Annotated in this window: 27 protein-coding genes and 1 pseudogene; 18 read left to right on the top strand and 10 right to left on the bottom strand. The window is 56.0% G+C overall.

Translation table 11 applies throughout. The features are described 5' to 3' along the window. Positions 1–16: 16 nt before the first annotated feature. The 4 genes from rimO (at position 17) to tsaA (ending at position 3383) form a co-directional block, all read left to right on the top strand. Positions 17–1342: a 30S ribosomal protein S12 methylthiotransferase RimO gene (rimO, locus tag AC05QJ_RS08405; RefSeq protein ID WP_476747895.1), complete on the top strand. Its 1326-nt coding sequence runs from the start codon at positions 17–19 to the stop codon at positions 1340–1342. Between the two features lie 127 nt (positions 1343–1469). Beyond that, positions 1470–2180, top strand: coding sequence for an rRNA pseudouridine synthase (locus AC05QJ_RS08400; protein WP_476746411.1), 711 nt, complete (start codon positions 1470–1472; stop codon positions 2178–2180). Between the two features lie 41 nt (positions 2181–2221). Then, on the top strand, positions 2222–2683 hold the full coding sequence (locus tag AC05QJ_RS08395) for a YehS family protein (protein ID WP_476746410.1): 462 nt from the start codon (positions 2222–2224) through the stop codon (positions 2681–2683). Positions 2684–2690: 7 nt separating this feature from the next. Beyond that, the gene (tsaA, locus tag AC05QJ_RS08390) at positions 2691–3383 is read left to right on the top strand and encodes a tRNA (N6-threonylcarbamoyladenosine(37)-N6)-methyltransferase TrmO (protein WP_476746409.1); all 693 of its coding nucleotides are present in this window, start codon (positions 2691–2693) and stop codon (positions 3381–3383) included. A 66-nt stretch (positions 3384–3449) separates the two neighbouring features. On the opposite strand, the gene fpr is transcribed toward tsaA, so the two are convergent. Next, the gene (fpr, locus tag AC05QJ_RS08385; protein ID WP_330076184.1) at positions 3450–4229 is read right to left on the bottom strand and encodes a ferredoxin-NADP reductase; all 780 of its coding nucleotides are present in this window, start codon (positions 4227–4229) and stop codon (positions 3450–3452) included. 122 nt (positions 4230–4351) lie between these two features. Here fpr and AC05QJ_RS08380 point away from each other — a divergent pair, with 122 nt between their 5' ends. Next, positions 4352–5278 carry a LysR family transcriptional regulator gene (locus AC05QJ_RS08380; RefSeq protein ID WP_476746408.1) on the top strand — a complete coding sequence of 309 codons (927 nt, stop codon included), beginning with the start codon at positions 4352–4354 and terminating at the stop codon, positions 5276–5278. Here AC05QJ_RS08380 and AC05QJ_RS08375 read toward each other — a convergent pair. The 3 genes from AC05QJ_RS08375 to AC05QJ_RS08365 all read right to left on the bottom strand — a co-directional run bounded on the left by AC05QJ_RS08375 (position 5275) and on the right by AC05QJ_RS08365 (position 7321). After that, the gene (locus AC05QJ_RS08375; protein ID WP_476746407.1) at positions 5275–5637 is read right to left on the bottom strand and encodes a diacylglycerol kinase; all 363 of its coding nucleotides are present in this window, start codon (positions 5635–5637) and stop codon (positions 5275–5277) included. The two genes, AC05QJ_RS08380 and AC05QJ_RS08375, sit on opposite strands and share 4 nt — an antisense overlap. 75 nt (positions 5638–5712) lie before the next feature. Beyond that, a complete protein-coding gene (erdR, locus tag AC05QJ_RS08370) occupies positions 5713–6363 on the bottom strand; it encodes a response regulator transcription factor ErdR (RefSeq protein WP_476746406.1) in 651 nt (216 codons plus the stop codon). A gap of 247 nt (positions 6364–6610) precedes the next feature. Beyond that, the gene (locus AC05QJ_RS08365) at positions 6611–7321 is read right to left on the bottom strand and encodes a tRNA-uridine aminocarboxypropyltransferase (RefSeq protein ID WP_476746405.1); all 711 of its coding nucleotides are present in this window, start codon (positions 7319–7321) and stop codon (positions 6611–6613) included. A 216-nt stretch (positions 7322–7537) separates the two neighbouring features. Here AC05QJ_RS08365 and AC05QJ_RS08360 point away from each other — a divergent pair, with 216 nt between their 5' ends. After that, entirely contained in the window at positions 7538–7957 is a 420-nt protein-coding gene (locus tag AC05QJ_RS08360; RefSeq protein WP_476746404.1) for a quorum-sensing-regulated virulence factor family protein, read from the top strand. A gap of 10 nt (positions 7958–7967) precedes the next feature. Here AC05QJ_RS08360 and AC05QJ_RS08355 read toward each other — a convergent pair whose 3' ends face one another. Then, positions 7968–8168: a hypothetical protein gene (locus AC05QJ_RS08355; protein ID WP_476746403.1), complete on the bottom strand. Its 201-nt coding sequence runs from the start codon at positions 8166–8168 to the stop codon at positions 7968–7970. A gap of 421 nt (positions 8169–8589) precedes the next feature. Between AC05QJ_RS08355 and AC05QJ_RS08350 the strand changes: the two genes are divergently transcribed. Continuing rightward, positions 8590–9711: an LOG family protein gene (locus AC05QJ_RS08350; RefSeq protein ID WP_476746402.1), complete on the top strand. Its 1122-nt coding sequence runs from the start codon at positions 8590–8592 to the stop codon at positions 9709–9711. A 6-nt stretch (positions 9712–9717) separates the two neighbouring features. Here AC05QJ_RS08350 and recX read toward each other — a convergent pair whose 3' ends face one another. Continuing rightward, positions 9718–10185, bottom strand: a complete 468-nt coding sequence (gene recX, locus AC05QJ_RS08345) for a recombination regulator RecX (RefSeq protein ID WP_476746401.1) — start codon at positions 10183–10185, stop codon at positions 9718–9720. An 8-nt stretch (positions 10186–10193) separates the two neighbouring features. Then, positions 10194–10769: pseudogene (locus AC05QJ_RS08340) on the bottom strand (recombinase RecA family protein); the annotation flags it as partial. Positions 10770–10915: 146 nt separating this feature from the next. On the opposite strand from AC05QJ_RS08340, the gene AC05QJ_RS08335 reads away from it, so the two are divergent. The 5 genes from AC05QJ_RS08335 to AC05QJ_RS08315 all read left to right on the top strand — a co-directional run bounded on the left by AC05QJ_RS08335 (position 10916) and on the right by AC05QJ_RS08315 (position 16623). Continuing rightward, the gene (locus tag AC05QJ_RS08335; protein WP_476746400.1) at positions 10916–12655 is read left to right on the top strand and encodes a hypothetical protein; all 1740 of its coding nucleotides are present in this window, start codon (positions 10916–10918) and stop codon (positions 12653–12655) included. Beyond that, entirely contained in the window at positions 12648–14507 is a 1860-nt protein-coding gene (locus AC05QJ_RS08330; protein WP_476746399.1) for a hypothetical protein, read from the top strand. Before AC05QJ_RS08335 ends, AC05QJ_RS08330 begins: the two co-directional genes overlap by 8 nt. Position 14508: 1 nt before the next feature. Further along, a complete protein-coding gene (locus AC05QJ_RS08325) occupies positions 14509–15048 on the top strand; it encodes a hypothetical protein (protein WP_412763286.1) in 540 nt (179 codons plus the stop codon). Continuing rightward, entirely contained in the window at positions 15045–16331 is a 1287-nt protein-coding gene (locus AC05QJ_RS08320; protein ID WP_476746398.1) for a tyrosine-type recombinase/integrase, read from the top strand. Before AC05QJ_RS08325 ends, AC05QJ_RS08320 begins: the two co-directional genes overlap by 4 nt. 73 nt (positions 16332–16404) lie before the next feature. After that, on the top strand, positions 16405–16623 hold the full coding sequence (locus tag AC05QJ_RS08315) for a hypothetical protein (protein WP_412763288.1): 219 nt from the start codon (positions 16405–16407) through the stop codon (positions 16621–16623). Between the two features lie 59 nt (positions 16624–16682). Here the strand turns inward: AC05QJ_RS08315 and AC05QJ_RS08310 are convergent, their stop codons facing one another. The 3 genes from AC05QJ_RS08310 to tnpB all read right to left on the bottom strand — a co-directional run bounded on the left by AC05QJ_RS08310 (position 16683) and on the right by tnpB (position 19247). Continuing rightward, positions 16683–17144 carry a helix-turn-helix domain-containing protein gene (locus AC05QJ_RS08310; RefSeq protein WP_412763289.1) on the bottom strand — a complete coding sequence of 154 codons (462 nt, stop codon included), beginning with the start codon at positions 17142–17144 and terminating at the stop codon, positions 16683–16685. A gap of 171 nt (positions 17145–17315) precedes the next feature. After that, on the bottom strand, positions 17316–18869 hold the full coding sequence (gene tnpC, locus AC05QJ_RS08305; protein WP_476743066.1) for an IS66 family transposase: 1554 nt from the start codon (positions 18867–18869) through the stop codon (positions 17316–17318). A gap of 18 nt (positions 18870–18887) precedes the next feature. Then, complete coding sequence (tnpB, locus tag AC05QJ_RS08300; protein WP_004883347.1) at positions 18888–19247, bottom strand: IS66 family insertion sequence element accessory protein TnpB; 360 nt, start codon at positions 19245–19247, stop codon at positions 18888–18890. Positions 19248–19319: 72 nt separating this feature from the next. Here tnpB and AC05QJ_RS08295 point away from each other — a divergent pair, with 72 nt between their 5' ends. The 6 genes from AC05QJ_RS08295 (at position 19320) to AC05QJ_RS08270 (ending at position 23323) form a co-directional block, all read left to right on the top strand. Continuing rightward, a complete protein-coding gene (locus AC05QJ_RS08295; protein ID WP_476746397.1) occupies positions 19320–19757 on the top strand; it encodes a DUF6957 family protein in 438 nt (145 codons plus the stop codon). Between the two features lie 43 nt (positions 19758–19800). Continuing rightward, a complete protein-coding gene (locus AC05QJ_RS08290) occupies positions 19801–20277 on the top strand; it encodes a hypothetical protein (protein WP_412763321.1) in 477 nt (158 codons plus the stop codon). After that, positions 20274–20657, top strand: coding sequence for a hypothetical protein (locus tag AC05QJ_RS08285; protein WP_412763291.1), 384 nt, complete (start codon positions 20274–20276; stop codon positions 20655–20657). Before AC05QJ_RS08290 ends, AC05QJ_RS08285 begins: the two co-directional genes overlap by 4 nt. An 81-nt stretch (positions 20658–20738) precedes the next feature. Continuing rightward, positions 20739–21317, top strand: a complete 579-nt coding sequence (locus AC05QJ_RS08280; protein ID WP_476746396.1) for a hypothetical protein — start codon at positions 20739–20741, stop codon at positions 21315–21317. Positions 21318–22000: 683 nt separating this feature from the next. Further along, entirely contained in the window at positions 22001–22873 is an 873-nt protein-coding gene (locus AC05QJ_RS08275; RefSeq protein ID WP_412763293.1) for a restriction endonuclease, read from the top strand. Positions 22874–22957: 84 nt separating this feature from the next. Then, entirely contained in the window at positions 22958–23323 is a 366-nt protein-coding gene (locus AC05QJ_RS08270; RefSeq protein WP_412763294.1) for a histone-like nucleoid-structuring protein, MvaT/MvaU family, read from the top strand. The last annotated feature ends 165 nt before the right edge of the window (positions 23324–23488 follow it).

Genomic DNA, 23488 nt, shown 5'->3' with positions numbered 1-23488 from the left:
GGATCTACCTATTATGATGACAGAGAAAGCCCCGCGTGTAGGTATGATATCGTTAGGGTGCCCGAAGGCGCTCGTCGACTCCGAGCGAATCCTTACCCAGTTGCGCATGGAAGGTTATGAAGTCGTGCCCACCTATCAGGATGCTGATGTGGTGGTGGTCAACACCTGCGGCTTCATCGACTCGGCCAAGGCCGAGTCCCTGGAAGTGATCGGCGAAGCCATCAAGGAAAACGGCAAGGTCATCGTCACCGGCTGCATGGGCGTCGAGGAAGGCAATATCCGCGACGTGCACCCGAGCGTGCTGGCCGTGACCGGCCCGCAGCAGTACGAGCAAGTGGTCAGCGCCGTGCACGAAGTCGTGCCGCCGCGCCAGGACCACAATCCGCTGATCGACCTGGTGCCGCCACAGGGCGTCAAGCTGACTCCGCGCCACTACGCCTACCTGAAGATTTCCGAAGGCTGCAACCATAGCTGCAGCTTCTGCATCATCCCGTCGATGCGCGGCAAGCTGGTCAGCCGCCCGGTCGGCGAAGTACTGAGCGAAGCCGAGCGCCTGGTCAAGGCCGGCGTCAAGGAGATCCTGGTGATCTCCCAGGACACCAGCGCCTACGGCGTCGACGTCAAGTACAAGACCGACTTCTGGAACGGCCGCCCGGTCAAGACCCGCATGCTGGAGCTGTGCGAAGCCCTCAGCAGCCTCGGCGCGTGGGTTCGCCTGCACTACGTCTACCCGTACCCGAACGTCGATGACGTGATCCCGCTGATGGCCGCCGGCAAGATCCTGCCGTACCTGGACATCCCGTTCCAGCACGCCAGCCCGAAAGTGCTGAAGTCGATGAAGCGCCCGGCGTTCGAAGACAAGACCCTGGCACGCATCAAGAAATGGCGCGAGCAGTGCCCGGAGCTGATCATCCGCTCCACCTTCATCGTCGGCTTCCCCGGCGAGACCGAAGAAGACTTCCAGTACCTGCTGGACTGGCTGACCGAAGCCCAGCTCGACCGCGTCGGCTGCTTCCAGTATTCGCCGGTGGAAGGCGCGCCGGCCAATGACCTGGGCCTGGACGAAGTGCCGGACGAGATCAAGCAACAGCGCTGGGACCGCTTCATGGAGCACCAGCAGGCCATCAGCGCCGCCCGCCTGCAACTGCGCATCGGCAAGGAAATCGAAGTGCTGATCGACGAAGTCGAGGAACAGGGCTCGGTAGGCCGCAGCTTCTTCGACGCGCCGGAAATCGACGGCAGCGTGTTCATCGACGGCAACCACGGCTTCAAGCCGGGTGACAAGGTCCGCTGCCGCGTGGTCGATGCCGACGAGTACGACCTCTGGGCCGAACCCATCTGACCCCGACGTCAGCGACTGGCCCCGCCCTCTGGCGGGGCTTTGTTTTTAAGCCCGGCGCAAAGTCGCCGGACCGAATCCGGAACAGGCGCGTACAATGGTCGCCTTTCCCCGCATCCCGGCTGTTCTCATGTCTGAAACCACTCGCCTTTCCAAAAGCCTTATCGCCCTCATCGGCTGCTCCCGTCGCGAGGCCGAGCTCTATATCGGCGGAGGCTGGGTCACGGTGGATGGCCAGGTCGTCGACGAGCCACAATTCCAGGTCGACGGCCAGACCGTCGCCCTGCTGCCCGGCGCCAAGGCCGATGCTCTGGAGCCGGTGACCCTGCTGCTGCACCAGGAAGCTGGACAGGATGCCCAGAGCGGCTGCGCAAGCATGACCCCCGCGACGCTTTCCGAAACCCACGCCCAGGGCCGCCGTGCGCTGCGCGGGCACTTTGCCCGGCTCAACTGCCTGGCGCCGCTGCAGGCGGGTGCCAGCGGGCTGCAGGTGTTCAGCCAGGATTGGCGTACCGAGCGCAAGATCAATTCGGACCTGTCGCGCCTGGAGCAAGAGTACGTGGTGGAAGTCAGTGGTGAGATCATTCAGCACGGCCTTGAGCGACTGAACCGCGGCTTCAACTGGAAAGGCAATGAGCTGCCGAAGGTCAAGGCCAGCTGGCAGAACGAAACCCGCCTGCGCCTGGTACTGAAGAACCCGGCCCCCGGCCTGATCGAGCTGTTGTGCCGCAGCGTTGGCCTGCAAGTGGTCGGCATGCGCCGTATCCGCCTGGGTGGCGTCTCCATGAGCAAGCTGGCCGCCGGCCAGTGGCGCTACCTGGAAAGCAAAGAAAAATTCTGAGCCCTGCCACGCTGGCAAGGCTCCCGATCAGGACCGTTCACATGATTCATAACGACGTATTGCGCAGCCTGCGCTACCTGCTGGACATTTCCGACACCAAGATGGCGCAGATCACCCGTAGCAACGGCTTCAAGGTCAGCGACGCGGACATCTCCAGCTACCTGAAAAAGGACGAGGACGAAGGTTTCGTGCATTGCCCTGACGAGGCCATGGCGCACTTCCTCGATGGTCTGGTGATCTTCAAGCGCGGCCGCGACGAGAGCCGCCCGCTGCCGCCCATAGATCTGCCGGTGAGCAACAACCAGATCCTGAAGAAGTTGCGGGTGGCCTTCGAGCTCAAGGACGACGATATCCATGCCATCCTCAACTCGGTGGACTTCCCGGTCTCCAAGCCCGAACTGAGCGCGCTGTTTCGTAAGTCCGACCACAAGAATTTCCGTCCCTGCGGCGACCAGTTGCTGCGCAACTTCCTCAAGGGCCTGAGCCTGCGGGTCCGTGGCTGAGCCGAGCATGGATTACCACGTCTCGCCCGTCGGCTACGTCCGCTCCTGTTTCAAGGAGAAGTTCGCCATCCCGCGCCAGCCACAACTGGCGCCGGCCGCCCGTGGCGTGCTGGAACTGGTGCCGCCGTTCGATACCGGCGATGCGGTGGCGGGCCTGGAGCAGACCAGCCATGTATGGCTGCTGTTCCTGTTTCACCAGGCTCTGGAAGACAAGCCACGACTGAAAGTGCGTCCGCCACGGCTGGGCGGCAATACCTCGATGGGGGTGTTCGCCACCCGTGCGACACATCGCCCTAACGGCATCGGCCAGTCGGTGGTGCGGCTGGAGAAGGTCGAACCGGGGCGCTTGCTGTTGTCGGGCATCGACCTGCTGGACGGTACACCGGTGCTCGACATCAAGCCCTACGTGCCCTACGCCGACAGCATCGGCGAAGCCAGCAACCGCATGGCCAGCGCGCCGCCCACCCCGATCACGGTGGACTGGAGCACCGAGGCGCTGACCCAGGCCCACGATCACGCACAGCGTCTGGGTGAGCCGCTGGTGGAGCTGATCGAACAATGCCTGGCCCAGGACCCACGCCCGGCCTATCAAGTGCCGCCAGCGGAGCGGGTGTACGGGGTGAAGTTCTGGGATGTGCAGGTGCGCTGGCACTACCCGCAACCAGACAGCATCCGCGTGCTGGAAGTGGTTGCCGGGTAACCGGGGTTTTCGCCAGACATAAAAAACGCAGACCGGGGTCTGCGTTTTTTGTGTCCTGCGAACGGCTTACTTCTCGACGAAGGCGCGCTCGATCAGGTAGTCGCCCGGCTCGCGCATGCGAGGGGAGATTTTCAGGCCGAAGCTGTCCAGCACTTCGCTGGTCTCGTCGAGCATGCTTGGGCTACCGCAGATCATGGCGCGGTCGTCCTGCGGGTTGATCGGTGGCAGGCCGATATCGCTGAACAGCTTGCCGCTGCGCATCAGGTCGGTCAGACGGCCCTGGTTCTCGAACGGCTCGCGGGTAACGGTCGGGTAGTAGATCAGCTTTTCACGCAGCGCTTCGCCGAAGAACTCGTTCTGCGGCAGGTGCTCGGTGATGAACTCGCGGTAGGCGACTTCGTTCACGTAGCGAACGCCGTGGACCAGGATCACTTTCTCGAAGCGCTCGTAGGTTTCCGGGTCCTGGATGACGCTCATGAACGGCGCCAGGCCAGTGCCGGTGCTGAGCAGGTACAGGTGCTTGCCCGGGTTCAGGTCATCGAGCACCAGCGTGCCGGTAGGCTTCTTGCTGATGATGACTTCGTCGCCTTCCTTCAGGTGCTGCAGTTGGGAGGTCAGCGGACCGTCCGGCACCTTGATGCTGAAGAACTCCAGATGCTCTTCCCAGTTCGGGCTGGCGATGGAGTATGCACGCATGAGCGGGCGGCCGTTGGGCTGTTGCAGGCCGATCATCACGAACTGACCGTTCTCGAAGCGCAGGCCCGGGTCGCGGGTGCACTTGAAGCTGAACAGGGTGTCGTTCCAGTGATGCACACTGAGGACACGTTCGTGGTTCATGTTGCTCATGTAAGGGGGCTCCTGAAAAAAACGCAGCGCTAAAACCGTGAGCGCGATTGCGCGATAGTTTAATGCCGACCACAATATCTGTTAAATGAATTATCAAGATATGTCTTATCGGTTATATAGATATGCGATTTACTCTTCGTCAGCTTCAGGTCTTCGTGGCCGTCGCCCAGCATCAAAGCGTGTCGCGTGCAGCCAGCGTCCTTGCGCTGTCGCAGTCGGCGGCCAGTACCTCCATTACCGAGCTTGAGCGGCAATCCAGTTGCCAGTTGTTCGACCGCGCCGGCAAGCGCCTGAGCCTCAACGCGCTGGGCCATCAACTCTTGCCCCAGGCGGTGGCGCTGCTTGACCAGGCCAAGGAAATCGAAGACCTGCTCAACGGCAAGTCCGGTTTCGGCTCATTGGCGGTGGGCGCCACGCTGACCATCGGCAACTATCTGGCGACCCTGCTGATCGGCAGCTTCATGCAGGTACACCCGGAAAGCCAGGTCAAACTGCATGTGCAAAACACTGCGCATATCGTGCAACAGGTCGCTCACTACGAGATTGATCTGGGTCTAATCGAGGGCGACTGCAACCATCCGGACCTGGAGGTCCAGCCTTGGGTCGAGGACGAACTGGTCGTGTTCTGTGCGCCGCAGCATCCGTTGGCCCGACGCGGACTGGCGAGTCTGGAGGAGTTGACCCGGGAAGCATGGATCTTGCGCGAAGAAGGCTCCGGGACCCGCCTGACCTTCGATCAGGCGATGCGCCATCACCGCTCCACGCTGAACATCCGCCTGGAGCTGGAACATACCGAAGCCATCAAGCGCGCCGTGGAGTCCGGCCTGGGCATCGGCTGCATCTCTCGCCTGGCCCTGCGCGACGCTTTCCGCCGCGGCAGCCTGGTGGCCGTGGAAACGCCGGAGCTGGACCTAGCGAGGCAGTTCTTCTTCATCTGGCACAAACAGAAGTACCAGACCTCCGCCATGCGCGAATTCCTCGAACTGTGCCGCAGCTTCACCGCCGGGGTAAGCCGCAGCGACGAGATCGTCCTGCCAAGCATCGCTTAAAGCAGTATCACACCCCAGACCACGCCCACCATGGTCAGCGCCACCAGTTGCGCAGCGCTGCCCATGTCCTTGGCGTTCTTGGAAAGCGGATGGCGGTCGAGGGAGATGCGGTCGATTGCCGCCTCGACGGCCGAGTTGAGCAACTCGACGATCAAGCCCAGCAGACACACCGCAATCAGGATCGCTCGCTCGGCCCGGCTGACATCCAGCCAGAACGCCAGCGGAACCAGAATCACATTGAGCAGCACCAGTTGACGAAACGCCGCCTCACCGGAAAACGCCGCGCGCAGACCATCCAGGGAATAGCCCGCAGCATTGAAGATACGCTTGAGGCCGGTCTGGCCCTTGAAAGGTGACATAAGAAGCCGCTTCAACTGTGGAGAGCGGTGCAGGCTAGTGCACCGCGGGTCAAAAAACCGTGAAGGCCAATGGCCTTAACTGGCGGATACGGATTCGAGCTGTTGCAGCAGCAGCGCGGCCTGGGTCCGGGTACGCACGCCGAGCTTGCGGAAGATCGCCGTGACGTGGGCCTTGATGGTTGCCTCGGAGACGTTCAGCTCATAAGCGATCTGCTTGTTCAGCAAGCCCTCGCAGACCATGGTCAACACGCGGAACTGCTGTGGGGTGAGGCTGGCCAGCCCTTCGCTGGCGGCCTTGGCCTCAGCCGAGACATCGACCTTTTCGAATGCCTGGGGCGGCCACCAGACGTCGCCGTCCAGCACTTTGCGCACCGCATCCTGAATCTGTTCCAGCGGGCTGGACTTGGGAATGAAGCCGCTGGCACCGAATTCGCGGGACTTGACCACGACGGCAGCTTCTTCCTGAGCCGAGACCATCACCACCGGGATCTGCGGGTATTGCCCACGCAACAGCACCAGGCCGGAAAAGCCGTAGGCACCGGGCATGTTCAGATCGAGCAGTACCAGGTCCCAGTCGGATTTTTCAGCGAGGCGGGTCTCCAGCTCGGCGATGCTCGCGGCTTCCACCAGACGCACGTCGGGGCCCAACCCCAGGGTCACGGCCTGGCGCAGTGCGCTGCGAAAAAGGGGGTGGTCATCGGCAATCAGGATTTCGTATGTGGCCATCGATCTAATGATCCTGTTCTGTGCAGGTACCGGAGGAGGCCGGAACCTGGAGCAACTCAAGGCGGTGGCGGTAATGCCACGCACCCAAAAGGCACATCGGGGCCTGGAAATACGCTATTCAAGCGCTCGACGTGCCCGAATCGGCGCCAAGGATGCCGAGGCGAAACCGGGTGGTCAAGTTCGGTTCCGGCCCGTCCTGGCGGCGACGTCATCATTATGAAGCAAAGTGCAACACTTGCCCCTTGGACTATAGGAAGGGCCTGAGGCGCTGATGGATGGCATCGTCCCGGTCCAGCGGCAACTGGAACTTGGCGCCCAGGTAATGCGCACTGAATACATCGAGGTAGGCGTCCAGCGCCTGCGCTGCAGCCTGGTCCCCGGCCAGCTCCAGGCACATCGCCGCCACTTCGGCGGTGCAGAAGTGGTCGTCACGCTTGGAGCGGCGCAGGCGGTAGCGGGAAATCTGCTCCGGTTGCAGGCTCAGCACCGGAAAGCGATCCAGGTAGGAGCTCCTGCGGAACATCTTGCGTGCTTCCGTCCAGGTGGCATCCAGCAGGATGAACAGCGGACGCTTGCCTTGTGCCGGCTGTACCTCTGCCACCACCCGCTGCGGCTGGACGAACTCTCCGGGAAACACGATGTAGGGCTGCCATTGCGGCTGATCCAACAGCGCCAGCAAGGCGTCGTCTACCACCGTCCGTTGCCAGCCGAAAGCCGTGGTGTCCTCGATCACATCAGCGATCAGCCAGCCGGTATTGGTGGGTTTGAGCGGTTCGGTGTCGTGCATCAACAGACACATGGCCGATTCGGCAGCGACCCGCGGGCGCCATTCGCACAGACAATAATCGAAGATGACCCGGCAGCCAGGGCAACGCGGCGCTCGCGACCCACGGGCAATGAAAGGTTTGACACTGCGGGCCAGGCGGTCGGCGCGCAGGCGTGATACGGCATGGCTCATGATCGGATACGGCAATGGCAGGAAAGAAGAAGCACAGCGACGATGACTCGGCGCAGCGAAGCCGCGAAGTGTACGGCACTGCGCTTGGCCGTGCAGGGAAATGTCCTGCTCCACTATAATCCCGAGCCTATTGCCGGCTGCTGTTGACTCACGCTGTTGGGGAACGCGGCCCGTAGAAGCCTGTCAAAGCGCCAGTTACCGAATCTGGAGAAGTGAATGCTGCGTTTCATCGCCCCCACCCTGAGCCTGATGCTGGCCATGCCGCTTGCCGCCAACGCCGCATCCAAGCAGGAATACGAACTGACCCAGATGCTGGAAAAAGTGGCCCGTGAAAGCAGTGCCGCAACGCCACGCGCCATCAACGAAGACATCCTCGACCAAGGGTATACGGTCAAGGGTCCACAGCTGATCAATCACCTGAGTGTTCGCGCCAGCCACGCGCAACAGATGCGTGCCAACCCCGACAAGGTGCGTGACCAGTTGGGTCGAAGCGTGTGCACCAACAACGGCTACCGTCAGTTGTTGGCACGAGGCGCGGTGTTGACGTATCAATTCACCGAGTACAAGACCAACCGGCCGGTGGCCGTCGAAAACTTCAACGCTCAGAGCTGCGGGATCAACGGCAAGAAGAAGTGACCGTGCCCCGCTACATCAAGTGACTGCTCTCGCGCCGTTGCTCTTCATCGGCGCGCAACTCCGCGACCAGCGCCTGCAGGTAGCGCGAACGTCGTTCGCCACCTTCCAGCCTGCGCAGACACTCTTCCTCGACACTCAGGTTATTGGCCTGAGCTGCACTTTGAAGCAGCCGGTACAACTGGTTATCCAGCTCAAGACTGACTCGGTGCATGGCAGCCTCCCTGCAATGCGGTTCTTCCGTCAGTAAAACAGAGCATTCGCCGGATTGGATCCCATCTGACGAGCGGCGCATTTAGATCGCCAAAGAGAATAAACCGATTACCTGTCATGACGTTATGCGCACATTGTCAGCACAAGCGTAAACACCTGGCAGGGTCTAGATTGATTACAAACACCTTTCAACTTCCGGTCAGGCAGAGGGGGCTGGCCGAGACCGCCGTAGTATTGCGTTGCGCTTTCCCTGCAAGAATTGCCAAGGGATCGAAATCATCACTGCGACGAGACCTTCCAAGGTCCACTGCACTGTCGGCGCCTATCGGCCCGGCCTGCGCAGCCAGCGACTCAAGCGGTGTCGTGGCCAGGTCCTGATCCTGACCTGGTTCGAGGTTTTGCTGCAGAAAGGAGACGTTTGAATGCCTTATCAACCCAATGAGCTGCTTGCCAGCCACTTCAAGAACCAGGGAATCGATCTCGACCACATCGACCAGCAACTGAACCTGGTCGCCGCCAACAGCCCCAACCTGCCGCTCTACCGGGACATGATGCTCACCGTACTGCGCATGGCCCAGGACGACAGCAACCGCTGGAATGCCAAGATCACCCTGCAGGCCTTGCGTGAACTCGACCACGCGTTCCGGGTACTGGGACAATACAAGGGGCGCCGCAAGGTCACGGTCTTCGGCTCGGCGCGTACGCCGGTCGAACATCCCATCTACGCCCTCGCCCGGGAACTGGGCGCCGCCCTCGCCCGCTCCGAACTCATGGTGATTACCGGTGCAGGTGGCGGCATCATGGCGGCGGCGCACGAAGGTGCCGGCGTCGATCACAGCCTGGGCTTCAATATCACCCTGCCCTTCGAGCAACATGCCAACGCCACCGTCGATGGCACCGACAAGCTGCTACCGTTCCATTTCTTCTTCATCCGCAAGCTGTTCTTCGTCAAGGAAGCCGATGCGCTGGTGCTCTGCCCCGGAGGCTTTGGCACCCTGGACGAGGCGCTTGAAGTGCTGACACTGATCCAGACCGGCAAGAGCCCACTGGTGCCGGTGGTACTGCTGGATGCCCCCGGTGGCAGCTTCTGGCAGGACGCGCTGAACTTCATCACCCGCCAACTGGAAGAGAACCGTTACATCCTGCCCAGCGACATGAAGCTGATGCGGCTGGCCCACAGCGCGGAGCAGGCGGTGGATGAAATCAACCAGTTCTACAGCAACTACCACTCCAGTCGCTGGCTGAAAAACCAGTTCGTGATTCGTATGCAACATCCCTTGAGTGACGCTGCTTTGCTGGAACTTCAGGATGCCTTTGCGGACCTTCGACTGAGCGGAGACTTCACCCAGCACGCCTACGCTGGCGAAGAACAGGACGACGCCCAGTTCAACCACCTGCACAGGCTGGTGTTTGCGTTCACTGGCCGCGATCAGGGGCGTCTGCGGGAGTTGGTGGACTTCATCAATCTGCCGGAGAACCGGGCCAGTTCCCAGATACCGGCACAAGCGACACAACGGGTGCGGGAGCCGGCCAAGGTCACCTGATCCGAGTCAATCGTCCAGGCTTCGGCCGCTCAGCAAGCGGCCGACCATCTCCATGGAAAAACCACGATAGACCAGAAACCGGGTTTGCTTGGCACGCTCCTTGGGATCGCCTGGTAGTCGTCCGGAGAACTTGCGTCGCCAGACATCCGCCAATTGGACCGCCCAATCGAACTCGGCCTCGCGAAGTGCCTGCTCGACATCACCGCGGGACAAACCACGCTGGGTCAGCTCCTCGCGAATACGTGCTGGCCCGTAGCCGGCGTTGCCGCGAGAACGGATGAAACTTTCAAGATAACGGGATTCGCTTAGCAGCCCCTCGTCCGCCAGGCGGTCGAGTTCGTGCTCGATCATTTCCGGAGAGGCGCCACGCTGGCGCAGCTTGCGCGCCAGCTCGGCTCGACCGTGCTCGCGTCGTGCGAGCAGGTCCATGGCTGTCCGCCTTACGGCGACGGGGGTGTCGAGTATGACGGACATGCGCGGGGTCAGAAGTCGGCGTCGGCGTCAGCCAGATCTTCTGCGGAAGCCTCGGAGGCAGCCGCTTTGCCAGCAGCATCAACTGCACCGGCACTCAGCAGCTTCTCGCGAATCTGCTTCTCGAGGGTTTCAGCGATTTCCGGGTTTTCCGCCAGGAACTTGGCCGAGTTGGCTTTACCCTGGCCGATCTTGCTGCCCTGGTAGCTGTACCAGGCGCCAGATTTTTCCAGCAGGCCATGCAGCACGCCCAGGTCGATGATCTCGCCGTTACGGTAGATACCTTTTCCGTAGAGGATCTGGAACTCGGCCTGACGGAACGGAGGCGCAACCTTGTTCTTGACGATCTTGACGCGGGTTTCGCTACCTACCACTTCGTCGCCTTCCTTCACCGCGCCGGTACGGCGGATGTCGAGACGGACCGACGCGTAGAACTTCAGGGCGTTACCGCCGGTGGTGGTTTCCGGACTGCCGAACATCACACCGATCTTCATGCGGATCTGGTTGATGAAGATGACCAGGCAGTTGGCGTTCTTGATGTTACCGGTGATCTTGCGCAGGGCCTGGGACATCAGGCGGGCCTGCAGGGGAAGCAGTACGGACACGGGTTCACATAGGTAGGTGCCTACGAAACCAAAGCGCTGCAAAGCCATGCTGTTCATACCTTTCACCCTTGCGGAAGCTCGATTTCTCTCTAAAATTTCTACCTGAACCGATTTCAGATAGGCACGAGATGAGCAGGACATCAGAAAATTTCGTTGATGGTATCAGAAGCTGCTGCCCCAAGGACATCCTCGCCTACGTAGAGAAGCATCCTCCGCGTCGGCGGGCGCCGCACATCCGCGCCTTTTTCATGCTTGCGCATGGACTCGATCCAGAATGGCACCGAAAGCCAGTTGTCATTACAAATGCATGTCGTCAATTCCTGTCAAACCGACGTAATGCCACTTCTGAAAAGACCGGGAAACCTGTAAAAGAAGTAACTGTTATTTCTGATTACAGTGCGGTACACCTGTACTTGAACAAACTTCAAAAAGCAAAAAAGCTGCCGAGCAACACCCTTCTGCCGCCCATACCAGACTCGTCAGATGTATTCTCAGAAAAAGAATGCAACATCCTCGGATACTTGACACTAAAACATGCCATTGAAGCCGCATCAATGGATGATGCTTTGAACGACATCGCTGACCAAATCGAAAATCACAGATCGGCGATTTTGACACGCTGCCAAAGTATAGTCACAGAAGGGTATGCCAAGTTTAAGCAGACTCAGGGCATGATCCTAGGTAGTGACCTGAACGCCATGCGGTTGACAGATGACAATCTCGACCCCACTCAGAAAGCGTTCAAAAGTGGCCAGCGTATTAGCTTTTTTTCTAAAAGTCACCCAAGGGGATTTATTAATACGGTTGCATATCTGGCCGAAGAGCAGAATGGCTTATATACACGCCGCTCTTTCCCTGGGGCTCATCATGTAAATTCCTGGTCAGCATATGAAGTCAGGCCGCACTTAGGAATAACCGACGATTTCGCGGTCGCCGCAATGTGCATCATCATTGACGAACTTGGCATCAACGTCTCCGACCTCGCCAATGCCAAGGTCAAGAAAACAAAAGAAGGACAGTTCGTAACCATCAGGGAGGATGGTGGCGTTACAATTACGACGCTCAAGCCCAGAGCTAATAAGTTGATAGAACGGCACGCACCTAAAGCAGATACTGATGGCGAGGAAACTCTGGATGCTAACACCGTTCTGTGCATGCTCCTGCAAATGCGCGAGCGACATGCCCAGGCACTGAAATCCAACTACTTGTTCGTACTTGATGGGTCGAGTAAAACTCGAGCTGGAGAGGAAGAGGTATACAGGATATTGGACACAAGAAGGAAGCTTGCCTTTAAATCCATCATAGACTCCCTGCCAGAGTGGGTGGCCAAGGCTGAGCCATCAATGCCAAAAATCAGAGTCTCTCGCGGACTGCTGAAATGGATTGAAAGTGGAGGCGATACGCTCGAAACCACTATTTATCTAGGCAACTCTCTACTCACAGCATTGAGAAACTACATCCCACCTTCGATTCAAGAATTCGTTTACCGAAAGAGAGTCCGCGACCATCAGAACATCCAGCTACTCATCACCGAAGAGCTAACAGCCCCTGCTAGCAATGGCAAAGTCCAGAATTACGAGTGCGCCAAGAGTCAGCTAATTGAGGCCGTTAAGCACCTAAGGAGTATCGACCAAAATCCAAAAACTAACAACTTCGAGCAAAAACTTACTTTCCTTTGCTCGCCAGAAGGCATTGAGTTGATTGTCTCCTACGCAACACACGGAACAAAAGAAGAACTTATTTCAACCTGCAAAAAAATCATCACAAAGATCGAAGATGAAGGTAGCCGAAAGATGATCAAGCTACTTGCGGACACTCCTCCCAAGTTAATGAACTTCGATCTGCTTGAGGTGAACGCGCATGAATAACAAGAAATTAAAAAACCTCACGCCATCGGCAGCAGCCTCACAAACTGTACTCCCTAGTTGGATTCACCCTGCCTCCTCGGCAATGGAATGGTACGTCCCAAAAACCGGCACAAAAGTGTCTGCATCTGATGATCCACGCACTACTAAATATGTAAAAATCAGCTTCAACTATGAGTTATTCGACGAGTCCTCCACAGCAGACCTCGTGTGGAATTTATTTATCCGGGACTTACAGGCTTCAGCTATTGCCCTGATCGAAAGCTCGAAGTCAAGACGCCCACATGCTCTCGTCCACTTCGTAAGAGCGGCTTTTGAAATTGCCGACCATGTTTATGAGGCAAGGCATCGCTCAAGCCAGGCTCCTAAGATCGTCACCTTGGCTGATATCACGCTGGACGATATCAAAACCTTCCTGGAAGCTCACGACTTAACACTCATGGGCATAAACATCGCAGAACTTGACTCAAAACTAGGCTCAGCATCCAGAGGACTAAAAAACATTGTACCTCTAATCTCAGAAATGCAGATTCCACCCATTACTAAAAAAATTTTAATTCAAAAACTTAAAAACAACACAGACAACTGCCGAGAATTCACCTGCACCTATACTGCCGATGAGGATGACGAAACAGACAGCCTCAGTATATCCACAATTCAAAACAAGTGCACAAACTTAACCTATTTGCATGCCACTAAAGAGCATCAAGCCCACCGCTTCGAGGTGGGAGCACATTTAATTTCGGATGCACTTAATAGCGTTTCAGGGAGCTTTGTCGAAAAAATCCAAACTCCCTTAATGCCTGCAAACATAGCTTTTCACTACATTAGCAACGCGATTGTCTTCCATCGAGACTATGCCCCACACATTCGAAAGTACATCCAAAAGCTCGATAACTACTACAACAAGGAAATCATCGCAAAATATGCTGCAAGCACTATAAGGTCAAATGTACATGCCTTCAAGAAACAAACTTTTGAAGCCGTAGCAATTCCCAAGGAACTGAGACATCTCAATATCAAAACGTATGGTAAGTGCGGCAATTCCAGAGGTGGAATAGATTGCAACTCGGTCATGCGCGAACACATCTCTACTGAAGAACTAATCGACTTCTACGCCATCACAACACGCATCCTTATTCACACTTTTTCGGCTTGCCGAGTATTGAGCGCCGCCTTGCTTGATGCGAATTGCCTTACGGTTTCAAAACTGGATGGCTTATGGGATTTGAAGTTTAAGATCCCGAAAACCAGTAACAGCCATGAGCTTGAAACCATCAAGCGCCCAATTCCTAAGGTCATTTGGGACTTTATTTATGAGTACATCGAGTTCATGGAGGGTCGCCACCCAAACATGACCTCCATCTGGCCCTCCAGTGCAAATAAAGGGAAAGACCGAAATGAGGTGACTCTCCGTAAAAAACTGGATCAATATTCTGATTGGATTCAAGTACCCAAGATAGGCGAAACCAGGTGGTATGCGCGCCCCCATCAGTTCAGGCGTTTCTTCGCTGCCTTTTTCTTCTACCTAAGCGGAAGCACTGAAATTGAGTCGTTGCGGTGGATGATGGGCCATATCGAACCTAGCGTGACGCTTTACTACGCCAATATCGCAAATCAGCCTGATTGGAAGCGAGACACACTAGAGTTCTTAACAGATTTCCTTCAGGGTCATGTTGGCAAAGACGTATTAGTCGACGAAGATCTGCAAAAAGATTTTGCCGAGCGCGAGCTTGAAGTCAAACTTGGTGACCATACTTTGCTGTCTGAACATCTTCAAGAATTGGCAAGCCTTCGGGAAATAAAAATTCAAATCATCAACAATCAGAAAGTCTTTATTTACGCGAGCAAATAATATGAGCCGATATTCAAAGGGTGAAACCTCAGCAGCTAAACTCCAGGAGAAGCAGGCCAAAACACAAAGCCTGCTGACTAAAGTCTTGCTGATAAGAAAAGCCATTGAAGATCATAAAAGACTGCCTTCTCTAGACGCACTTAAGAGTAAGAGGGGTATACCTTTCAAGGCTGCACTCGCCTGGGAAGACACCGAGCTCGAAGTCACCTCCTGCTCTTACAATACATCGCGAGAACCCTACAACATCGAATACTCAGACCAGCTAGCAGCCGCTCTAGAGGCATATAACAATCAAACTCCCGCCACTGAACCGCCCCCACCTCAAAAGCGAATAACCCAGCGCTCACAGCAAGAAGAAATCTTAACTCTGAAAGGTCAAATCGACTATCTCACGAACACTTTGGCTGAAATGTATAGGGCGTATATGCAACTTACTGCGAGAGTGGACGAGCACACTCGCCAGGATCTCAGATATCAGCAGGTTCTAAGAAGCCACACTCAGGCACTTGATAGAGCCCATCTCAGCTTGGTGAAGCCATGATACATGTAGCCAAAGCTCCGCGCCTTGACTTCCTTTTCAATCACGGCCACACCACACCACCTCCTCTTCCGATGCTATTTGATTCCCGTGGAAACTTTTGCTGGGAGCTCAATAGCTTTATTACAAGTTTCGGCGGCGGCGCTAATAGTTATGGGGCCCGCCCCGCAGTTAAAACAGTGTTTAGCTATGCTGACACTCTAAATGCTTTCCAGGAATATATAGAACTTAACAAATTAACTATTTTCGATGTCACTGACGAAACCCTGTACGATTTCGTCAAGCACAAACAAGACTCTAACACGGCAAATTCAACCACTATCAAAAGAACCATAAGGCGCATACTAGCCCTGTTAGAGCACACACAAAACGAAAACAAGTTCCACAAGTTACTTACAACAGATCCTAACGCACACGACTTCCAAATTAACGCTACAGAAGAATACTATAGACTTAACAGGCGAATACCATTAAGGTTTCTAACCCACCCATGTATAGATGGGCTAAGGGATACTCCGACCGAGCCGATTACTTTCATCCGAATCAACGAGATAAATGCATGGCACGATGCCATTTATGACTACACTTCCAACCAGTATATAATTGATAGATGGTACATTCTTACCACATTACTTGAACACACCGGCAGCCGCATAGAAGAGGTCATCAACATCCCAGCAAGCTCCATTATTAATGCATTCAAGAATAACGACCTCGTAAGGAACATCCCAGCTTTAAAAGGCAAGTACAAGGGATGCTTACGCCAAGTTAAAATACCCGAAGGAGAGCTTTTAGAAATCTACAAATTTATTATGCTTACTCGATCTAAACACCCTCACAGCGAGCTTCACGACAAAATTTTCGTCAGTGAGGATACTGGATACCCTTTGGCGCGAAGCACCTTTAACTCCTATTACAAGGTAGTTATCAACTCTTCAAAACACGCAGAGCTCCTTGAAGGCATTTCCTATCATAATTTTCGCCATCGCTACTTCACGATCTTGGTCGCAACGAACATAAGTAAGCTTTCAAAAATGTCGAAGGCCAATATTTTAGATGTAGCAATGTCCATTGCTCGCAAGGACTCATATCACGCATCCAAGAGTACCCTTTCGACTTACATTCACCTCACACAAGATGCTGAGATACAAGACATCCTGAAAGCAGAACCAAATGCGTCCGCTACCCTCCAGTCGATCCAGAGCATTGTCGAAGCAAATGACGGTAGATCCACCGACGAAAAGCTCGCGGCGATACAGGCTCTATTCAAAACCAAGTCCCCTTAAGATGCCACGGTTGCTATTCTCCCCGGCGGTCTATCAAAGCCCGCCAGGGAGAACGTCTCATGAGGAGGTACAGATGTCTTGGATCAGAAGGCTATCGCTTCGGCTCTTCCCCGATAAACGCCCGGCATGGGTGCAGCAGCAAGAGCGAGATTTCATAGCCGCCGTAAACTCGCTCAAGACGCTCCATGTCCATGAGGGTGGAAGGATGTCCATTGACCCGGAAGAGATCCGCGAACAGGTTAAAGAGTCACGGGAGCGGCTGAAGGAATTCGTCCAGAGGGCCGACAGGTAGGTTCGCTGTTGTGCCCCTTGTTCGTGGCCCGGTGGAGCGACTCCGGCATTGAGACAAGATTAAGCGCCTGGCTCTCGCTCCCAAAGCCGCCACACAGTGCCCTTCGAGTACCCCAGAGCGCGAGATACCTCAGCCTGGGTGAGGCCGTCTTTTTTCAGCGCCTGAACCGCCTTCCATTTCTCTCTAGCAGCCGTCACTCGCGGATGCTCAATCTCGCGAGGCCGTCGCTCCATAATTTCGTTGGCTCTGCCCAAAGCTTCCGCTTCGACGATTGCATCGATCAGCACCTGGTGCGTTGTCTGCTGATTCTCAGCAGCAATGACCATGGCGAACAGGGTCGCCGGGCTGATGTTCAACGAAATGGCCAGATCCCTCACGGTATCAATGGTGGCCGTGAAGCGAGCCGCTTCCAGTTCGCTGATGGTTTGTTGACGAACCAGGCCAGAGATCTCCTGCTGAGATAGGCCTTGCTGCGTGCGCAGCGACTGGAGCACGGCGGCGAGAGAATGGCGTAGCGGCATTTCTGCCTCCGCAAAATGAGACGGTATGCCTCGTTTGCCTCGACTCGCTCAAACAGATATATTGGTTCGAGTGAGTCGAATGGCGATCTGCCGCTACGATCCCGTTCGCACTTCACCTCGTCGTTTGTAAGCGATCCATGAACCCCACCTACCGAAAAGAGGAAGTCTCAGTTACCGTGGCATCTCCGGCGAGCAGTTCCATGGCAGTAACGCTTCATAGTCCGCCACAGACTGCGCGTGGGGCAGTCGCTCCAGTACGTGGCGCAGCCACGTATAAGGCTCTTGGCCGTTGATCTTTGCAGTCTCGACCAAGCTGTAAATCTGGGCACTGGCCGTAGCGCCCTTGGGCGTGTCGCTGAACAGCCAGGCCTTGCGACCGATGACAAACGGCTTGATCGAGCGTTCAGCCAGATTGTTGTCGATTGGCAGATAACCAGCCTCGACGTAACGCACCAACCGGCTCCAGTTGTTCGCCAGATAATTCACGGCCTTGCCCAGCACGCTTTGTGGCGTCACTTGGGATTGGGCCTTGTCCAACCAACTTTTCAACTGGGTCAGGACTGGCAGGCTTTGCGCTTGTCGCGCGGCAAAACGCTGCTCGTCACTGGCGTTTTTCAGTTCGCGTTCGATGCCATACAGCTTGTTGATCATCGTCAGTGCGACATCGGCCCGTCCGGTTTTGCCTTTAGGCTGCACTTTCTGCGCTTCGACAAACTTGCGCCGGGCATGCGCCATGCACGCCAACCGTTCTACGCCAGACTGCAGCGCCAACGCGTTATAGCCAGCGTAATCGTCCGTCATGACATACCCGCGGTAAGTTTCCAGCAGACGCAACGGCACTTCCTGCGCCCGGCTGGAGCTGTAGTCGAACAGCACGACTTTTCGGTCAGGCGGCCCGCTGACTTGCACCCACATCCAGGATTGGCTGGTCGGGTCTCGATCTGGCTCTTTCAGTACCTGGACACGGGTTTCATCGCAATGGATGACCGGACTTTCCAGCAATCGCTCACGCATCAGATTCAGCAGCGGCTGGACATGTTCGCTGCATTGGATAATCCAGCGCGCCAGTGTCTGCCGTGGAATGTCGATCCCGTGCCGGCCCAGGACACTTTCAAAACGGTGCAGCGGCAAGCCATCGACATACTTGGTGGTCAGCAACATCGCCAACACGCTCGGGCTGGCCATGCTCTTCTCGATCAGTTGAGCCGGTTTGTCTGCCGTGACCGGGGCAACTTCACAACCCCGGCAGCCGTAGACCTTACGGACATGTTTGAGCACGCGGATCTGCATCGGCACGATATCCAGTTGCTCACTGATTTCCTCGCCGATCTCATGCTTGCGGCAACCGCAGGCACAGGTCAGTTCGTGTTCAGGCAGTTCGTGGATGACTTCGATACGCGGCAGATCAGCCGAGAGTGGCTTGCGTTTTCCCCGGCGTGGCGCTGGCGTGACGACTTCTTCATCCGGCGTTTCCACCGTCAACAGAGGTTCGCTTTCTGCCTCGTTGAACATCGCCAGTTGCGGCGTGTTGGGATCGATGGCCTGCTCGGACTTGCGGCCGAAAAGGCGATCACGCAGCAACTTGATCTGTTCTTTCAGATCAACGATGTGAGTGGCGTAGGCTTCTTTGACTTCCTGCTCACGCGAGCGTGCTGCGTAAGCCTCAAGGAGCATTTGCTTGAGCAGGACAGGGTCATCGGGAAGGTCATCGGGCATGGAATCCATGCCGAGGATTATACCGATTCAGGCCACGAAACGAGGGGTCAAAACCTGATGTGGGCGGTTGCGCCAAAGGTCGAAGCCGTCGAGTAGCCAGTTCAGTTCCTGAACAGTCAGGACAATGGCTTCGTCAGTGGCGTCAGGCGAGGTCTTGAAGCGTTCGGACTCCAGGCGCTTGAGCCAGAGACAGAAACCGTTGCGCTCCCAATAGAGGATCTTCACGCGATTGCGCGGCTTGTTGAGGAACACGAAAAGTACCGGGTCGAACACGGCCACCTTGATATCCAGTTCGACCAGAGCGGCGAGGCCATCGATGGATTTTCGGAAGTCGACAGGCTTGGGGTAGAGATAGACTTTTTCGACTTTGGCGTCGGGGCGCATCATCGTCGGCAGGCTCCAGAAAGAAATCGGGAGCACAGCATCGGGGATCAGGTAAGCGCTTTGAATGTGGGGTTCATGGAGCGCTTACCGTCGTTTTGGATACCGAGGTACTTGGTGACTGATAGCTCTGTTGAGCACGAGCTGCTCCAGGAAGGAAAAATCTCTTCCGCTGGCACATCCCTGTCTCGGCCTGAGGTTGAGGCAATACTCGCCGCACGCTTCCCCCGTAGACCGTACTGCCTTGTTGAGGACTGGCTTCTCTTCCACGTCGATGAGCCGCCTGAGTCTCTCGCGAGGGTTCGATCTGCAGGCTTGCAGCCGATGTTCCTGTACTCCCATTGCGTCACCTACGACAGCGAGGGGCGGTTCCCGCCTGGCGGCTGGGTGCGGTCGACGCTGTGCAAGACCTACGACGGCGTGTGCATGTTCGAGACTCGGAACACGGTGTACGTGTTGATCGGCCAAGGTCGTGAGCAAACTGCCTCGCTCAAGACAATATTCGGATTATGTTGACCCGCAAGCTCCGCCTGGCGGACTTGCCCAGATGAGATTCACGATGTTCCGCATTAGCACGCAAGACCAGGCTGGCCCCGTGGGTATGTTTGGGGAGGGCCTCGCTCACTTTCATGCAGTCACCCGATCTCTCGCAACCCACTGGTATCACATCACCCTGAAGCGCCGACTCGAAAATCGATTTGTCGCCTCCGAGGAAATGGTCAATGACGAGGCGCGCCTTATGGAGTTGTTGGTAGCCCAGGACGAGAACCTTGTGGTTCAAGAAGTCCAGGCCGTCACCCCGTGCTGGATGAACAAAGATGCAGGCTGGAAGATGGAGAAGCTGACCTCGTTATCGATGGGCTTCGACCGTGCTGAGGTGCCCGTCTGCGTGCTTGAGGTTGAGAGCGGAGCGATATACGTCGACACGCATGAGCCTGACCTTGATGTCGAATCCCTAACCGGCGTGAAAGAGCTGTACCGTCGACGTGCCACGAAGCCTAGTGACGGGAATGAACATCGGAGTGCTTACGCGTGACAGAGGACAACACGGTCGCGGTCGATTTTCACGTTAAGCGCTACAGCGATTTCGACCTGCTTCGAATCGCCAAGGCTGTGGGCCAGCACTACGAAAACGAGATCACTGCGTTTCTGGTGAATGTCCACATTCATCGGCTGAACGCCGTAGGCGTGGTCTTTGGACATGTCCGGCAAGGGCCTTATGGTCGGTTTGCTGATGGGCACCTGATCCAGACATCCGACATCGTGAATATCAAGAAGGAAGGAAAGTTCTGGGTGATCACGACCATGAACAGCCGGTACGTGGTGGCTACCTTCCGCCGCGATGGCGGGCGCCGCAGTTTGAGGGATTTTTGCCGCCTGGTTGGAGATCGCTTCCTTAATACACAGCTGCACTGATTTAGATCGAGCTTGAGCGCGCAGAGGTGTGCTCAAGGCTTTCCCCTGCCTGTCGTTCAGAAATTGAGCAAGGAGCTGCAAGTGTTTATTAAATTTGAATACCTCAAATTTTCCGGCTGTCTGGAAGACATACGAGTTTTCGAGAGCTTTTCAGATAATGTTCAGGTCATCATGAAAATCGATGATGTACTCGTACCAAATTTCCGAATGCCGACTCGTATCTATGAAGAGCTAGAAAATGGCGGTAAGTATGAGTTTTACGGCCTGGTTCAAAAGTCCAGAAACAAAGTTAAGAACAAAGGATTTGTTTTTGTCGTCAAGGACGCAAACGGAAAGGTTCTGGAGCAGCCGAGCTTGAAGTACACCAGCCAGTTTGGCATTTGGGCCAACGGTGCGGTAGTGGCCGGTGTTGCGTTTCTGCTGTCTTGGATTGCGTTGTTTTTTGCAATTGGCCTGTTTGATAAAAGTGGTGGATCCTACAACGCCTTTGCTCAATTTGTATCTGATCTAACTGGTTATTCACTTACCATTGCTGGTTTGGTGTTTGCTGGTTTCGTTGGCATAGGTGTCAACTTATTCCGTAAGGTCGGTGCGCTTGAGACATGGCAGTCAATTTCTCCTGCAAAGCTCGTAGAGCGTTTCAGCAAAATGCACCGCTGACTCTTGGGCGTGCCGCATACGCGGACGGCTGTCGTAAACCGTGCCCGGCTTCGCCGGTCACGGCCCTCTCGGGCTTCCATCCTCACGCCTTCAGCCATCCTGGCTTGCGTGCTCCGCTTGCGGTTTGGCCGCAAACGCGGCGTTAGGCCCTCTACTACTTTTGGGAAACCTCGAGAACTATGAACCCATCTCCTGAAGACCTACCCGAGATCGACGTTGAAGAGTTGCGTCAGCGATACCCTCAGCTGTTCTCCGACCCTGACGTTAACGAGATCTACTGCGGGCCTGGTTGGAAAAACATCCTGCTCGCACTCTGCGACACGTTGAGGGATCACCTGGCTCGGCACCCGGAGGTCACACCGGTGACCGTGGCTCAGATCAAATCCAAATTTGGCGAGCTGCACTTTTTCTATGATGGTGGGGATGCTTACTGCCGAGGCGCGGTGGATGTGGCCACCGAGCTATCGTTGAAGACTTGCTCGCACTGTGGCGCTCCAGGGAGGAGAGTGGGCACAACCTGGGTCAGTACGCTCTGCTCCGCACATAGCGGCACTGCTCCATTGGCCAATGTATAGGAGTCCAGGCTACCGCTCCGAACAGTGTGCCTTGAGCGCGCTAGCCATTGGGTCTTTCGCAGTGATGTCGTATGCTCGGCTGGCTGTGCTTGATCAAGGACGCGTGGCATGCCGAAGATAAAATCGTTTGATATGAAGCTTCTGGATCTCCTCTTCGAAATGGGAGGGGGATACGTTTTGGATTTTTCGAACGCTACCTTCAGTCGGTTCTTCCTCGGTGAGTTGGAGATCGATATTGATGATCCGCTCTTCACTGCTGATGGTACGTCCAAGGCCAAGCGTTTCCGCAGCTTCCTAAACCTTGCAGATACCCAGACATGTGTACGAGCGCTGAAAGCGGTCTGGGCACATCGACAGGCTCTCCTGATCCACGAAGGTCGAGAAGATCCAGTTGCAAATGCCGAAGGCCGTTTTCTGACCCTGATCCAAGATTTGGAGTCAGGCACCTCCAGTGGCGGCGTTACGGGCGATCCATTTGCTGCAGTACGCAAAGTCAGCATTGATGAGGCGGCCAAGCTCAAACAGGCCCTGCTGGATATCCATAAGCTCGCGCCTCAGGCGCGTGGTTATGCGTTTGAGACGTTCCTGCAGCAGCTGTTTGAAGCCTCCAACCTCCAACCACGTGCCCCATTCCGGAATACCGGGGAACAGATCGACGGGAGCTTCCTGTGTCGCGGTGACATTTACCTCGTCGAAGCGAAGTGGGTAACTAGCCCCGTTGGAGCTGGTGAGCTTCATGTCCTACAGGGCAAGATCAACGAGAAGGCTGCATGGACACGCGGGGTGTTCATCAGCTACTACGGTTTCACGGATGTTGGACTAGAAGCCTTCGGTCGTGGGAAAAGCCTGGTGTGTATTTCTGGCAAAGATATCCGCGACGCACTCGACAAACAGATACCGTTCGCCGACGTCATCAACCGCAAGGTTCGAGCTGCCGCAGAGACCGGATCGGTATTCGTTGAGGTGAACCGCCTGTTTTAGATCGAGAGTTATCTTCAGTCCGGGATAGCAGTTGGGCGTGGGCTGAATGTATTCTTACCACACCAACAACGTAGGAAGCTAACAATGTCTCGTCTTGCAGAATTCCGTCGTCTTGAGCAGCAACTGGCTCAGCAACTGGCCGAACTCGAAGCCATGAAAGGTGACTCCGCAATCAAAGCGGAGATGGAGTTCGAAGAGAAGCTGCGCGCCCTGCTCGGCGAATACGGCTATAGCCTCCGCGAAGTGATCAACATCCTCGACCCGCAAGCTGGCATTCGCCGTCAGGCTCCTCAGATTCATGAAAAGACCTCTCGCAAGCCTCGCGAGGTAAAAGTCTACAAAAACCCTCACAACGGTGAAGTTGTACAGACCAAGGGTGGCAACCACGCTGTTCTCAAAGCCTGGAAGGCAGAGCACGGTTCGGCGACCGTAGAGTCGTGGCTGCAGTAAGCTTAACGCCTTGACGTGAGGACGACCCTCTAGTTAACGTCACTTGGTACGTGTCCGGCACCAATACCTCTATGAGGAAAAGACCTCTTTAACGACACCTTAAACCCCCGTCGTGGAGAGCTGGAGACCCCGAGATACATCTTGAAAAGCCGCCGATTTGGCGTT

The sequence above is a fragment of the Pseudomonas sp. TUM25319 genome, assembly GCF_056388475.1.
This window is presented reverse-complemented; position numbering and strand designations above follow the sequence as displayed.